Consider the following 11047-nt stretch of genomic DNA (forward strand, 5'->3'; position numbering starts at 1 on the left):
CCTCGCATTCTCAAGCACTCGTGACCGTCCGCCTTCGGGCAGAGGGTGTGCGCTGTTATCGGATCATGCCAGTGGCTCGGTTAACGCTTGCCAACGAGAACAGCGCCAAGGCCATAGACGGTGACCGAAACGGATTCGGACGGGTCGTCCTGCCTCGCATCCTCAAGCATCAACTCAGCTTCGGCCAGCGCAGCATTGTGATCTCCAGCCTCGCAGATCACCGCGGACATGCTCTTCATTCCAACTTGCACATCGAAGTAGTAAAGCACCAAGCAGAATGCTCCCCAGCTGCAACGGCAGATATATCAGACATTCGCTGCAGCAAGGCGGCTACCGCTACTTTGCCGTCTAGATCCGGCAGTTCCTGGATCACACGGCGATGCTCACTGAGTGCTTCGAAGAGCGGCTCCGAGACATTTTCGAGCCTGTCGATCGCGGGTCCCTCCGCCGCTTTACGGTTCTGCACCGAGTACACGCCCAAGCCTTCGATGGCAGCCGTGAGCTTGTGCAGGCTCTCCATATTCAACAGTACGCTGGCAACCGGCGCCGGCTTATCCGGGATTGGCTTGGCCGCTCGCTCCTTTGATGAAGCCCAGATGTACGAGGATGGTCGCGACGAGGACGCCGAGACCCGTTGCAATCCAGGCAATTGATTCCTGCGTGTTAGCGGAACTGCTGGCAGCATGGTCGCGCTTCACCACATCGCGCCGCTATGCATTTCCTGCGTCTATGGCTCCTCAGCACGCTTGTAGCCGAGCAATCCCAATGAGCGCCCATCACATGGCCGACACCCCACGACACCGAGGAGATCGCGGCCTCGGCGTCGATCTTCATGGCACGGTCAAGCATAGCGTAGCGCTGCGCCTGCGTGCCGTTCTTGAACTTACCAGCCTTTGGATGCCGCCAGGACCCGCCTTGCGCGCCTGCTCGCGCTTCTTGGCCGGCACGAAGCGGTCGAAGTAGTGGCCTTCCCACCGGATAACCGGCAGCGCCTTGCCGCCGATCTGCGTGAAGACGACGCCGTTGCTTTCGACATCGACCACGGCGAGCAGCGCATCGCGAGGCACAAGGATGGCATCGGCGACCGCCTCGATGGCGCGCTGGGCTTCCGAATTGAACATTCGTCGCTCCTGATAATCTAGGTTGATGCGCGAGGCGCAAGTTTTCCATAGCCCTCAGCAACGACCGACTGATCTCGGTTGCAGCTCAGCGCCCGGTGCATGCACTCCCCGTGCTCCAGCATCGGACGCTGGGTGTGGGGCCACCAAGGAATTGCATGGTCAGGGCGGCGTGGGGGTTCGCTGCTTTGGAAGGCCCGGTGCTCTCGATTACTCGATGAGCGCCGGGCCACCTCAGCGCGTCGAACGACGCTGGGGCTCAAATTGCGCATCACTTTCGAGCGCAGCTGTTTTGAACAGCGTTCGCGACAATCGGCTCATTTACTGATGTAGATCAGCGTGTGACCGAGCCAAAAGGCGCCTGGTGATACTAGCCCAGCCTCTCCTAGGGGTCTGGGTGGCTTCAGCGTCTCGCTACTTCCGTCCCCACACCCCACAGCGAACGCTGACAAAGGATGGCTCCAGACATCATGGACCAGATGACGGTCCGCTCCGTCGTCTGTATCGGCCCGGCGCTCTTTCACCCCTCTTTGGAGCGTCGGGCTGATCTCCTTTCAAGTTTCAGGAGAAACACAGATGTCAAACGTCATGAAACGCGCGCTGTACTCGGTAGGCTTGGACCTGCTCATGCTTCTCGGATTGGCAGTCTGTTTTGCGTTGATCACTGGCAGGATCTGAAGCCAATGCGATTGTCAGGACAGAGCTACGCGAGGGTCGCTTATCGTTTGTTCACCGTATTCGGGCTATGAAATTGGGGCTGGCGCGTAGCGTATCAGCCAGCATGCTTTAGCCCGGTTTGCTCTCACCAGCGGATCGGGCTTTTTATTGCGGGGGAGGGGAGCACAACACGATTGGGCACTGAAGAGATGCGGCACAACCGGAGAAGGTTAGCTGCCAGTTCCCTTCCCTCTACCACCGCTCCGCCTCGAATCATTCTCTTGCTTTGATCGACCCGCTGCAGATCCCGCAGAACTGCGGGGTTCATCGCCACAAGCTTGTGTCGGCGCGTGCACGTAGATTGGCACTTTCTCCTCTCTCTGCGCCTTTATTCTCCAAAGCTTGTGACCTTGCCATTTCCGACTTAAGGTTTGGCTTATTGTTTTCATTGAGGAATTTGGCGCAACTGGTTGTGTCAGTTGGCTGGCTTCTCCGCTAGGCGGAGAACGCTGGTTACAAACTCTGATATTGTTTTGCTTGAGCTTTTTGCGTTCTTAGGCCGAGAGCAGACCTGCGGAACAAGGTCTGCTTGCGCCTCGTTCCAGCCGTTCCGATTATCCTGAAGCTTTCCCCAAAGCTGCCATCAGTGGAAATCGGCGGGCATGCGGGGAGATCATTTTGACCGGTGATCAGCAAAGCCCACCCTTAGCTAGCCGCCGTTGCCGCCGTATCTTCCCTCCCGTTTAGGCGTCGGCCCAGCCTTTCCGAGGGTCATACTATCTTTTGGCCTAGAATGGGCGCAGGGTGATCCATGGACACCCTCTCTTTCCGCATGCCGCTCGTCATCTTCGCCCGGCGTCCGAGTCAAGTCGTGCTCATTTCGACGGTAGCGCAAGGTCTCGCATTCCTCGTCAATCGAGCCCAGCAAGAAGATAACTTTCACTGGAGAGCCGCGCTCGAATCCTGCCGCATCGCACAGATCGGTCGAGGCACGACAACAGCGGCACGCTCTACTCTCGTTGCAGCTATCCGCAAGGCGGGGATGTGGGTTGATGTTAAGTTGGGAGCGGTGTGAAGCTTTTCCAGCTACACTCGTTGCAGCCGCAATTGGAGCGTAGGGTAATCCATGTCCTCGCTGCCGTTCGTCGTTCCGCTAGTCGTGTTTTCAACGATGCCCAGCGGCGTATGTTTGATTAACAATGCTGATGAAGCCTGGAGCTTCCTCATTGCGCACTGGGCCGGAAACGAGACCGCCGAGTGGAAAATTGCGTTAAACAGCTGTCAGCTGGCCGATCTCGGGCTATTAGCGAGCAAGCAAGCGCGTGCCAATTTTGTCACCGCTGTTCGACTGGCGGGGATGCAGGTCGATCAGTCTCACTACAACTTCTGACATCTGGGATATCCACAAAGGGCAGGCTCACGCGGCCACGGTCGTCCGCTTTGCTGCGCTTGAGGCGGTCCCTACCAAGGCGCTTGGCAACGCCATGGTTGAGAATGTGGTGGTGGCCGAGCGAGAAGTGCAACGTGTGAAGGCGAGGCTTCATTGGAGAAGGCAGCGGCAACTACGAGGGTTGGTCGCGTGAAGCGATCAGTTCGCTGGTTGCGCGCGAACATGATCACTGAATGACGGCTGGCACGCCAGAGTGAGTGGACGGGGCATCAAAGGCCGCCCGGGAAAACTTCTGATGGGCGACCCAACCCACCATCAAACAAAGGCCCAACACGAGGAATGGCTTTAACTGGAGCTTGGCGCCGCGCTTGGTACTAACGTCCGGCCGCTCATCGTTCCATTCGTCGGGTCCAGGCAACAGCGGCATCAGTTTCCCTCCGGCGCAGAGGATTCACCGTCAACGCCATTGGAGCCCATGCGATCAAATCCCCAAAAGGACACGAGGGCGATGCCTGCGGCGACGAATGCAAGAAACGACAGGATGATGATGCGGCTGTGGTTCATTGACCACCTTGCCGCGCTCAGCGTGGCTTATGTGTGTCCCGCTTCTCGATCTTCAGATTGGGGAGGTCGGGGCGCTTGGATTTGATGCCGGCATCCTTCAAGGCGGTGTAGCCGATCTTTCTCAGAAGCGCTTCCGTTTTTGCCCGCTCCTTGTCGAGCGCGCTCTTTCCCTTTGCTTTCGACATGGCACCTTGCGTCCTAGGTTCAGCGAATGCGCTAAGCCGTCTCCGATCGAGCAACATCTAATTCATCGTCGCTCATCAGTACCGTGCCGCCAACATGATCTGGTCCCAACGCACCGTACGGGATCTCAAGGTAATTGATACTGTGAGACGATGTTTGGCCCATCGACAAAACAAAGCGCGGTTCGGAATTGACGACATAGGACCCTGCAGGAAGTTCATGGCCAGTACGTGGCAACTTGTAAGGCTTGTGCAGCACGAGATCTTGGCGGCTCGCATAGCTCATGGAGAGTCCTTCAATTAGAACAGGATCTGAGGCGAGGTCGGTTCAGCGGCAAACTGCCGGAACAGGCATATAGCAGTTGTTGACGCGATGCGGGCAACACCGGCGAATGGTGTCTTAGCAAATGCACCGCACAACGAAGATGTGGGTTATGTGCACAGTTGCTACGAAGTTTTTGCAGACGTGAGTGCTGCCTCAACCTTTTTCAGGTTGAACTGAGCTTCGGCGATGAGCTTCACACTGCCCTTCTTGGCCGCATCCTCAAGCGCATGAGTGGCGGCCTTAAGGGCAAGTTCAAGTTGTTCCAGATATGTTGTCATGATCTGTTCCTTTGCAAAGCGTTTCGAAGTCAATCGCGGCTGGCGCCATAGGTTCAAGGACCCACGAATTGTCTGCGACGCCGGCGAGTTGCGGTTCAATCAGGCAAGATTTCCTTTGAGCCAACCGCGCATTGATCGACGTTTTTATCGCAGGCGCCGCTTTGAGAGCATTGCGGAGGCGCTCATGCCCGGGCTTTCGACGACGAGTTCGCGCGTCACAAGCAGGGTCACTGAACGTTTGAAGAGCATCGCGCCGCTGGCGTGAGCGTTTGACGCCGTTAGATCAATTCGTTCCGGTCTTTCGTGATTTGCGCCCGGCGGCGCATGCCACTGGTATCGTTGTCGATGGCGCGCTGAGTTTCCACGGATGGCCCAGTCGCGTCGAGGACTGCCGACCTCCCTGCGACGGTCGGTTGATTCTCGGTCTGGCTCGGATCACCACTGTTTGTGTCTGACGCGTCGACACTTGCCTGCAATTCGATGGCAGTGATCGGTACGAGCTGCGTTCTGTTGGAAGGCGTTCCAATTGAGGGAACATGAATGAACAAACCGGAGCGGCGATACCCGCTCTGCGCGCCGCCTTCTACGATCTCCCACTCGTGCTCGACATGATACTTGCCGGCCGGCATACGTTCCCCAAGACCGCTCAGCCAGAATGGTTCATCGAACCGAGCGATCCTCCGTGTCGTGCGGGCTGCCATAGAGAACTCCTACCGAGCAGGCCTAGTGCTCGACTACGGTTATGCTCCATCACCTGCGCTGGTCGCTGATGCGAACGAACTGCTCGCTTCCTTGTTCGCCACCGCCGTCAGGCCTGTTGAGCGTAATGGTGCAGCTGATTAGTGTCTCCCAGTCGGGCCCGCGCTCGATAACAGCATGCAGGTCTCCGATCTCTTCCAGAAAGTGCTCCACGGTGTCGGTTCCATTAGCGCCGCGATAAGCGATGACGGCCCTCCAGCGCTTCTTGCCATGCAGGTTCACAACATCGCCCATGAAACTCCTCCCAACTGTGGAGACTTAAACGTAGTCGATCTTGATCTGGTCTCGCTGCTTTGTCGGCTTAATCGTGTAAGCAAGCGCTAGTGAAACTAGCTTGCCACGCTTGATCTTCGCGCTGACGTTGAGATCGGCGACACGCGGCTCTCGATCAGCAATCACATGGCGAACACTAAGCACTACGGCATGATCAGTCATGTGCGACCGGAGGGTGCCGGAACGCGAGATCGCCCCGAACGATGCCTGCCCAATGCCAGCCGACACCTCCTTCGGCGCAGTAAGGATGTGCTGCAGCGTCCGGCGTATCGTCGCTGCGACACGCATGTTGTGATGGTCAACGAGGCTAGCATGGTTCATGTGATGGTTCCTGACTGCTCTGGGAGCGTCGCTACCAAAGCTGCGTGGTGATGCGATAAGGTGTTTCTAAGCTCATGAACCCGGACGCATTGGTTTAGTGGGAGCACGCAAACCTTGCTCAAGCACTCTGCTACTGAGATGTTTCCAGCTGCGTAGGCTGGTCATCGATCGCTTCGCCATATCGTTCGACGGCGACCCATCCTATGGCCAGAAGGGCGAGCGAGACGCCGAGAATGATGGCGACGTGACGACCTCTGCCACCCTGCTTTGCTCGGGATGTGTTCAATTCCGTCCGGTTGGGCATCAGAAACATCCCTTGGAGCCTGGCGGCCTCAGTTCGGCCGCGTCGAACCGTTGAACACGCTATAAATTGGGTGGTGCGGCAAGGATTGCTGTTCGGTCCGGATCTTTGCGATCTCGATCTCCAGCTTGGTCAGCCGCCTGCGAAGTGCGACCAAACCGCTGCTGCCAAGACCTGTAAGGTTGTTGCGCCGCTCGGTTGCCGCCGCAAACTCTCGGCGCATAATGACAAGGCGTAAGTCCCTTGCCTGAACTTCCAGGTCAGCGAGCCCATTCTGCTTGTCCATGAACCGCAACCCTGCTGGAAGCTCGACAGGACGAAGATAGCAATCGCTCGCGCCAGCTTCGTCATTGCCCGGATAGATGGCATCGGTGCCGCGATATTTAATCGAGTACCGATGCGGTATGATGCAATTCGAGGCTGTGCCGTTCAGATTGCCTGAAGGTTGCTCGCCGACATCTTGCCCGAGCGGTTGTCACGCTGGAGTTCGAAAGAAAGCTTCTGGCCTTCCACGATGCTGCGCATGCCAGCCTGCTCGACGGCGGAAATATGGACGAACGCGTCCTGGCTGCCATCGTCGGGTTGAATGAAGCCGAAGCCCTTGGTTGCATTGAACCACTTCACGGTACCAGTATTCATGACGATCCCTTTCGATCAGACATAAGTCATCATGCGCTGACGAACATTCTCTCAGCGCTGCGGATAGGTCGATTTTGGAGAGGAAATCGCCGAGATAAGCCATAGCGGCTTGAATAGACAAAGTCGGCCGACAAGATCGATTAGCGCAGCATGCGCCACATCTGATTATTTAACAAGGGAATACGCAAAATATCTTTTTTGGTTGCGCTCCAGTCCGGCACTATATGGATCCAATGATGGAAAAATCTTTGGAAATTGCAGTCTCGCTGAACGCCACGGAATCCAAAAGCCGTGCCCGTTATGACAAGACGACGGACGCAGCGAACGACATCATGCGTGCCGAGCGAAAGCACTCAGACGATAAGACCGAACGTCTTAAAGCCGCGCGGCTTGCTCGCGATGCCACACTGATCGTTCCGGCACCAGTTGAGACCAGCAAGCCCGCAAAACGGAAACCGTCGCTGCAACCGTTGAAGAAAGCAAGCTAGAAAAGACCTTAGCTGGTTGGGTGCGTCTGCCAGCCAAGGCCTTTTGTAGCAACAAGCGATGTCGGTAGGGTTCGAATGAACCGCAGGGCTGGCATTGTCCAAGACTTCATTAAAGGATCAAGAAGATGGCCACCACCGTAGGCACTGAAGACACGTTCGAGAAGCTCGTGCAGAACCTGCTCATTCTGGAGCACGATGCTATCGCGGCTTACAAATCAACGATCGAAAAGCTGGAAGACGAGAATTCGAAAAGCGCGATCGCCGAGTTCCTCGATGACCATGAGTACCATGTCGATGAGCTGACTGACATCGCCAGCAGCCTCGGTATCGAAGCGCCGCAGGAGGGCGATGCGAAGGAGTACCTGACCACGGGCAAGGTCGCCTTGGCATCGCTGATTGGAGACAAGACCATTCTGAAAGCGATGTCGACCAATGAGATCGAGACCAAGATGGCCTACGACAACGCTTCAAAGAATGCTGCCGCTACCCCCGAGGCCCAAGAGTTCTTCCGAGAAGCCCTAGCTGACGAGACGCGACACAAGGAATGGATGGACGCAGCCGCTGCGTCCTGATTGATGGATGTTGCTCTGCACGGAATGCGCAGGGCAACTCCTGAGCGACGTTCCAGCGCTGCCCTTCGTCGACTGACTAGAAGCCGGTTGGGATGCCTATGAAACGTTCGTCTGCATAACTAAAATTGGACCAACTTGACATGCCAGTTCCCTCCAAGAGCAATAAGCGAACCTTGTCCAGCATAGAAAAGGCGTCAGCGGAGGAGTTTGTAGCATTGCGGCTGGATGAGCCTTCGAAGCTCAAGCTGGACTCGCTTCTTGCTCAGCTGAAGACGAGCAGTGACGAGCTGCATCTTTCGAAGCGAGGCAACGTCGATGATCTGACGGATGAACAGTACGAAACCTTCTCGCTCAAGGAGAAGGAGCAGTCACAAGACGCAAAAGCGATCGCTCACTTCCTCGCCCCGCGGATTCTGCGAATGAAGGAGGGCGAGGGCAAGCGACGCTGGAAGAGTATTCTGGCAAAATTCAAACGCGACGAGCAGATCGCCTAGAGCTCAGGCGTGTCTCATGGACGATGCTGACTGCGGTTGATCCTCAACTCCCGCCGAGGGCACTCCAGCTTGTCTCATGAGAGGAACGCTCCTATTCGAAAGCCTGTTTCGAAAGGAAACTGTGATGGTGAAGGCTCCCAATTATAATCACGAGCGGAGAGAGCGTGACCGCCTCAAGGAGGCGAAGAAGAAAGACAAGCTGGCAGCCAAGGCGGCTAAGAAAGAGCAGAAGCCGTCGGATACCAATGAGGCTGAGGAGCCGAAATGAAGCGCTCATCCAGCTGACTTCAGTTCAAGATGATATCCACCTCGCGGCTCGCCGTCATGAATGCGCGACGGGCGGCCATCGCAGGTTTCTCGCCGAGCTCTGCATCGTGACAGGCTTGAATGGCCGCGCGGTACTTTTCGCTCTTTTTGCCAGGCCAGCTTGTCAGAAGAAAGTCCCGTGCCTCGCGAGCGGTACGCAATGACTGCTGGCCGCCCTCTGCTTCGGACTTCACAACGATTGGGTTATCAAATCGATCATGCTGCATGATGTTGGCTTTCAGCGGAAGATTGCTCGCTCCGCCTGATAGGCGGATGGGGCAGCCAAAACTGGCTACGTCGAGAGCGGATTGGTGATGCAATCTCTCATGTGGGCATTCGGATGCCCAACATGAAGCCCTGCTTAGTCTGATCGGCCTGCGCTAGGCATCCCGGGTCGACGAGCGAATTCTTTCTTCTTGGGCGCAGGCAGCAAGCCTTCACGCTGCGCTTGCTTGCGTGCGGCCTTCTTCGTTCGGCGGATCGCTTCAGCCTGCGCGCGTACCCGACGCTCGGAGGGCTTCTCATAGTGGCGGCGTTGCTTGAGTTCACGCAGCACACCCTCGCGCTGCAGCTTCTTCTTAAGCACACGGAGTGCTTGATCGACATTGTTGTCGCGAACGAGAACTTCCATGAAACCTCCGAGGGATACAAAAAAGCGTCTGCTTGTAGGGCAGACGCTTCCGAATGTCGTTAGCTCGCTTGGCCCAACACAGAGAGGCAAGGACTACGGCTACTGATGCTCACCTGATTAACCGCCGGTCAAAAGGTCAAAAGGTCAAAAGGTCAGAGCTCATGGGTTTTGCCTATGAAGACAATCCGTAACGATCTGGGCTTTCTAAACCTCGCAGAGCGCCAACACATCGATAAGGCGGAAAAGACGACACAAGCTACCAACGAGATCACGCATACTGAGCGCAGGGCCTCACGCAAAGATCGCCAGGCTGAGGGCCACACGTTTAGCGCGTGATGCTGAAGTCGAAGTGACCGAGCTTAAGGTGAAGGCTGACACCAAGCCGAAACCAAAGGCATGCAAAGCCAACCGGGCGACGCAGTGCTCAACTGGCACCTGCGCACGCGCCGCGAAACAATCACATGCCGTCTAGTGCTTAGGCCGTCTAGCAGGCGATCCCAGCCTTGGTCAGTTCATCGCGAACGATCACAACGACCTGCGCATCGGTCAGGCCAAACAGCGAGCTCTCATAGATGTTGGCAACCGCTCGCGCGTCGACTGCATCGCCCCGCTTGCGGCCGCTGGTCTCCCGGTCCCGGCGAATGAGATCGCGCAGTCGTTCCTCGTCGAACATGCTGTCCTCCCTGACAAACCATGCAAGCGCAATAACACCAAACTGTCATACCGCTGCGTCCCAATGAACCTGACTGATGGATCGGACTGATCCAACCCATCCCTCTCTTCCCGGCAAGAGGTCAGGCATTCTCCTTGGCTGATGCAAGGATGCGCAAGCGTCGCAGCTCTGCAGCGGCTTCCAGGAGCAGTTCCCCGATTTGCTCATCAGTCCAGCGCGGGATTGAAGCTGCAGCCAGTCTGAGACGGAGGCTGATCTTATCCTCGCCAGGCTCGATGCGGATAACGGGATCCAGCAAAGCATCACGAAAGTCGCAGATGGTCAGCGCTGCGCGGCCCAGCAATCCCTCACGCCCAACCGTGCTAACTCGCGACAAGTCGTTCGCAGCGCGGACGAGTTCGGCGATGAACTGTGGAATGGTGTCCGTTGTATCTGATCGCAAAAGAAACTCCTCTGCAAACAAACATAGGGCAGTCCGCTCAGATTTCGCCTTGGCACAGCAGACCAAAGCTCGGCGAGCTCAGCTGCCAGATGTCTGCTTTTCGGTGATCGTCACTTGTAAGCAGACAGTCGGCTCCCGGCTCAAACTACGCCCCAGCCATCCTCCTTTGCTTCTCCCATTCGATCGGAAACCCGTGCAGCAGCTTTTGCCGCTCGATGCCTTCGGGCTGGGTGCCGTCCAGAATGGCTTCGATGAGATCGGGTGCCAGCAGTGTCAGCCGCAGCGTACGCGAGACGATCGAATGGTCGAGCTTCTCGGCCTTGGCCAGATCACTGATTGTGACAAACTGACCCTGATCGAGCAGCGTCTGCCAACGGAAGGCCTGCGCCAGCGTGGTGAGCAGGCTCTGGTCGACGTTTGAGCGGCGAGCCGGCCAAGCGTGAGGGTGAGGTGCTGCTGCGCTGCCGTCTGGTGCCACGACCATCTTCCTGCCGCCGCGCTTTCTGAAGGTCATGGGCACATGCACGGCGAGCAGCTTGCCGTCTGCGCTGAGCGTGGCAGTTTGCTGTGCGACGGGAGTGGTCAGGCTGATCCCAGTCATGCAGCGCGCTCCAGTCTGGTCTGTTCGGGCTCT

At 57.0% G+C, this 11047-nt stretch carries 23 protein-coding genes and 1 pseudogene; 6 read left to right on the plus strand and 18 right to left on the minus strand.

Translation table 11 applies throughout. The features are described from left to right. Window positions 1-80: 80 nt before the first annotated feature. From NGM99_RS21120 to NGM99_RS21130, 4 genes and pseudogenes are all read right to left on the minus strand, one after another. Complete coding sequence (locus tag NGM99_RS21120) at window positions 81-272, minus strand: hypothetical protein (protein ID WP_353937448.1); 192 nt, start codon at window positions 270-272, stop codon at window positions 81-83. Continuing rightward, the gene (locus tag NGM99_RS21125) at window positions 236-685 is read right to left on the minus strand and encodes a hypothetical protein (protein ID WP_252822679.1); all 450 of its coding nucleotides are present in this window, start codon (window positions 683-685) and stop codon (window positions 236-238) included. Before NGM99_RS21125 ends, NGM99_RS21120 begins: the two co-directional genes overlap by 37 nt. Then, complete coding sequence (locus tag NGM99_RS21965; protein WP_493594510.1) at window positions 664-975, minus strand: N-acetylmuramidase domain-containing protein; 312 nt, start codon at window positions 973-975, stop codon at window positions 664-666. The genes NGM99_RS21125 and NGM99_RS21965 overlap by 22 nt, the downstream gene beginning before the upstream one ends. Further along, a pseudogene (locus NGM99_RS21130) lies at window positions 930-1121 on the minus strand (N-acetylmuramidase domain-containing protein); the annotation flags it as partial. The gene NGM99_RS21965 and the pseudogene NGM99_RS21130, both read right to left, overlap by 46 nt. A gap of 1465 nt (window positions 1122-2586) precedes the next feature. Here NGM99_RS21130 and NGM99_RS21135 point away from each other — a divergent pair. Continuing rightward, window positions 2587-2850: a DUF982 domain-containing protein gene (locus tag NGM99_RS21135; RefSeq protein ID WP_252822684.1), complete on the plus strand. Its 264-nt coding sequence runs from the start codon at window positions 2587-2589 to the stop codon at window positions 2848-2850. Window positions 2851-2901: 51 nt separating this feature from the next. After that, window positions 2902-3165: a DUF982 domain-containing protein gene (locus tag NGM99_RS21140; RefSeq protein WP_252822685.1), complete on the plus strand. Its 264-nt coding sequence runs from the start codon at window positions 2902-2904 to the stop codon at window positions 3163-3165. Between the two features lie 426 nt (window positions 3166-3591). Here NGM99_RS21140 and NGM99_RS21145 read toward each other — a convergent pair whose 3' ends face one another. From NGM99_RS21145 to NGM99_RS21185, 9 genes are all read right to left on the minus strand, one after another. Beyond that, window positions 3592-3729, minus strand: coding sequence for a hypothetical protein (locus NGM99_RS21145; protein WP_252822688.1), 138 nt, complete (start codon window positions 3727-3729; stop codon window positions 3592-3594). 17 nt (window positions 3730-3746) lie between these two features. Beyond that, a complete protein-coding gene (locus NGM99_RS21150; RefSeq protein ID WP_252822690.1) occupies window positions 3747-3914 on the minus strand; it encodes a hypothetical protein in 168 nt (55 codons plus the stop codon). A gap of 31 nt (window positions 3915-3945) precedes the next feature. Continuing rightward, the gene (locus tag NGM99_RS21155) at window positions 3946-4197 is read right to left on the minus strand and encodes a hypothetical protein (RefSeq protein ID WP_252822692.1); all 252 of its coding nucleotides are present in this window, start codon (window positions 4195-4197) and stop codon (window positions 3946-3948) included. A 161-nt stretch (window positions 4198-4358) separates the two neighbouring features. After that, window positions 4359-4514 carry a hypothetical protein gene (locus NGM99_RS21160; RefSeq protein WP_252822694.1) on the minus strand — a complete coding sequence of 52 codons (156 nt, stop codon included), beginning with the start codon at window positions 4512-4514 and terminating at the stop codon, window positions 4359-4361. A 278-nt stretch (window positions 4515-4792) separates the two neighbouring features. Beyond that, entirely contained in the window at window positions 4793-5215 is a 423-nt protein-coding gene (locus NGM99_RS21165; RefSeq protein WP_252822696.1) for a hypothetical protein, read from the minus strand. A gap of 49 nt (window positions 5216-5264) precedes the next feature. Next, a complete protein-coding gene (locus NGM99_RS21170) occupies window positions 5265-5507 on the minus strand; it encodes a hypothetical protein (protein WP_252822698.1) in 243 nt (80 codons plus the stop codon). 24 nt (window positions 5508-5531) lie between these two features. Beyond that, window positions 5532-5867, minus strand: a complete 336-nt coding sequence (locus NGM99_RS21175) for a hypothetical protein (protein ID WP_252822700.1) — start codon at window positions 5865-5867, stop codon at window positions 5532-5534. A 332-nt stretch (window positions 5868-6199) separates the two neighbouring features. Continuing rightward, window positions 6200-6454, minus strand: a complete 255-nt coding sequence (locus NGM99_RS21180; RefSeq protein ID WP_252822702.1) for a hypothetical protein — start codon at window positions 6452-6454, stop codon at window positions 6200-6202. Window positions 6455-6597: 143 nt separating this feature from the next. Then, window positions 6598-6807 carry a cold-shock protein gene (locus NGM99_RS21185; protein ID WP_252822705.1) on the minus strand — a complete coding sequence of 70 codons (210 nt, stop codon included), beginning with the start codon at window positions 6805-6807 and terminating at the stop codon, window positions 6598-6600. A 236-nt stretch (window positions 6808-7043) separates the two neighbouring features. Between NGM99_RS21185 and NGM99_RS21190 the strand changes: the two genes are divergently transcribed. The 4 genes from NGM99_RS21190 to NGM99_RS21205 all read left to right on the plus strand — a co-directional run bounded on the left by NGM99_RS21190 (window position 7044) and on the right by NGM99_RS21205 (window position 8629). Continuing rightward, the gene (locus NGM99_RS21190) at window positions 7044-7295 is read left to right on the plus strand and encodes a hypothetical protein (protein WP_252822707.1); all 252 of its coding nucleotides are present in this window, start codon (window positions 7044-7046) and stop codon (window positions 7293-7295) included. A gap of 125 nt (window positions 7296-7420) precedes the next feature. After that, on the plus strand, window positions 7421-7867 hold the full coding sequence (locus tag NGM99_RS21195; protein WP_252822708.1) for a DUF2383 domain-containing protein: 447 nt from the start codon (window positions 7421-7423) through the stop codon (window positions 7865-7867). Window positions 7868-8007: 140 nt separating this feature from the next. Further along, window positions 8008-8361 (plus strand): hypothetical protein, encoded by a 354-nt coding sequence (locus tag NGM99_RS21200; protein WP_252822709.1) that lies wholly within the window; start codon window positions 8008-8010, stop codon window positions 8359-8361. 124 nt (window positions 8362-8485) lie between these two features. Further along, the gene (locus tag NGM99_RS21205) at window positions 8486-8629 is read left to right on the plus strand and encodes a hypothetical protein (RefSeq protein WP_252822710.1); all 144 of its coding nucleotides are present in this window, start codon (window positions 8486-8488) and stop codon (window positions 8627-8629) included. A gap of 19 nt (window positions 8630-8648) precedes the next feature. Here the strand turns inward: NGM99_RS21205 and NGM99_RS21210 are convergent, their stop codons facing one another. The 5 genes from NGM99_RS21210 to NGM99_RS21230 form a co-directional block, all read right to left on the minus strand. Then, window positions 8649-8987 (minus strand): DUF982 domain-containing protein, encoded by a 339-nt coding sequence (locus NGM99_RS21210; protein WP_252822711.1) that lies wholly within the window; start codon window positions 8985-8987, stop codon window positions 8649-8651. A gap of 41 nt (window positions 8988-9028) precedes the next feature. Next, window positions 9029-9298, minus strand: coding sequence for a 30S ribosomal protein S21 (rpsU, locus tag NGM99_RS21215; protein WP_252822712.1), 270 nt, complete (start codon window positions 9296-9298; stop codon window positions 9029-9031). A gap of 484 nt (window positions 9299-9782) precedes the next feature. Further along, window positions 9783-9971: a hypothetical protein gene (locus NGM99_RS21220; RefSeq protein ID WP_252822713.1), complete on the minus strand. Its 189-nt coding sequence runs from the start codon at window positions 9969-9971 to the stop codon at window positions 9783-9785. A gap of 121 nt (window positions 9972-10092) precedes the next feature. Further along, a complete protein-coding gene (locus tag NGM99_RS21225; protein WP_252822714.1) occupies window positions 10093-10434 on the minus strand; it encodes a hypothetical protein in 342 nt (113 codons plus the stop codon). A gap of 124 nt (window positions 10435-10558) precedes the next feature. Next, complete coding sequence (locus NGM99_RS21230; RefSeq protein WP_252822715.1) at window positions 10559-11014, minus strand: hypothetical protein; 456 nt, start codon at window positions 11012-11014, stop codon at window positions 10559-10561. Window positions 11015-11047 lie beyond the last annotated feature (33 nt).

This window comes from Mesorhizobium liriopis (genome assembly GCF_024053505.1).
GTDB lineage: Bacteria > Pseudomonadota > Alphaproteobacteria > Rhizobiales > Rhizobiaceae > Mesorhizobium_B > Mesorhizobium_B liriopis.

What these genes read in the sequence shown, in the direction of transcription:
- NGM99_RS21170 (WP_252822698.1), bottom strand. Translation starts at nt 5,507, where the DNA reads ATGGGCGATGTTGTGAACCTGCATGGCAAGAAGCGCTGGAGGGCCGTC.
- NGM99_RS21205 (WP_252822710.1), top strand. Translation starts at nt 8,486, where the DNA reads ATGGTGAAGGCTCCCAATTATAATCACGAGCGGAGAGAGCGTGACCGC.
- NGM99_RS21165 (WP_252822696.1), bottom strand. Translation starts at nt 5,215, where the DNA reads ATGGCAGCCCGCACGACACGGAGGATCGCTCGGTTCGATGAACCATTC.
- NGM99_RS21160 (WP_252822694.1), bottom strand. Translation starts at nt 4,514, where the DNA reads ATGACAACATATCTGGAACAACTTGAACTTGCCCTTAAGGCCGCCACT.
- NGM99_RS21185 (WP_252822705.1), bottom strand. Translation starts at nt 6,807, where the DNA reads ATGAATACTGGTACCGTGAAGTGGTTCAATGCAACCAAGGGCTTCGGC.
- rpsU (WP_252822712.1), bottom strand. Translation starts at nt 9,298, where the DNA reads ATGGAAGTTCTCGTTCGCGACAACAATGTCGATCAAGCACTCCGTGTG.
- NGM99_RS21175 (WP_252822700.1), bottom strand. Translation starts at nt 5,867, where the DNA reads ATGAACCATGCTAGCCTCGTTGACCATCACAACATGCGTGTCGCAGCG.
- NGM99_RS21125 (WP_252822679.1), bottom strand. Translation starts at nt 685, where the DNA reads ATGCTGCCAGCAGTTCCGCTAACACGCAGGAATCAATTGCCTGGATTG.
- NGM99_RS21190 (WP_252822707.1), top strand. Translation starts at nt 7,044, where the DNA reads ATGGAAAAATCTTTGGAAATTGCAGTCTCGCTGAACGCCACGGAATCC.
- NGM99_RS21195 (WP_252822708.1), top strand. Translation starts at nt 7,421, where the DNA reads ATGGCCACCACCGTAGGCACTGAAGACACGTTCGAGAAGCTCGTGCAG.
- NGM99_RS21135 (WP_252822684.1), top strand. Translation starts at nt 2,587, where the DNA reads ATGGACACCCTCTCTTTCCGCATGCCGCTCGTCATCTTCGCCCGGCGT.
- NGM99_RS21145 (WP_252822688.1), bottom strand. Translation starts at nt 3,729, where the DNA reads ATGAACCACAGCCGCATCATCATCCTGTCGTTTCTTGCATTCGTCGCC.
- NGM99_RS21140 (WP_252822685.1), top strand. Translation starts at nt 2,902, where the DNA reads ATGTCCTCGCTGCCGTTCGTCGTTCCGCTAGTCGTGTTTTCAACGATG.
- NGM99_RS21200 (WP_252822709.1), top strand. Translation starts at nt 8,008, where the DNA reads ATGCCAGTTCCCTCCAAGAGCAATAAGCGAACCTTGTCCAGCATAGAA.
- NGM99_RS21150 (WP_252822690.1), bottom strand. Translation starts at nt 3,914, where the DNA reads ATGTCGAAAGCAAAGGGAAAGAGCGCGCTCGACAAGGAGCGGGCAAAA.
- NGM99_RS21230 (WP_252822715.1), bottom strand. Translation starts at nt 11,014, where the DNA reads ATGACTGGGATCAGCCTGACCACTCCCGTCGCACAGCAAACTGCCACG.
- NGM99_RS21220 (WP_252822713.1), bottom strand. Translation starts at nt 9,971, where the DNA reads ATGTTCGACGAGGAACGACTGCGCGATCTCATTCGCCGGGACCGGGAG.
- NGM99_RS21155 (WP_252822692.1), bottom strand. Translation starts at nt 4,197, where the DNA reads ATGAGCTATGCGAGCCGCCAAGATCTCGTGCTGCACAAGCCTTACAAG.
- NGM99_RS21180 (WP_252822702.1), bottom strand. Translation starts at nt 6,454, where the DNA reads ATGGACAAGCAGAATGGGCTCGCTGACCTGGAAGTTCAGGCAAGGGAC.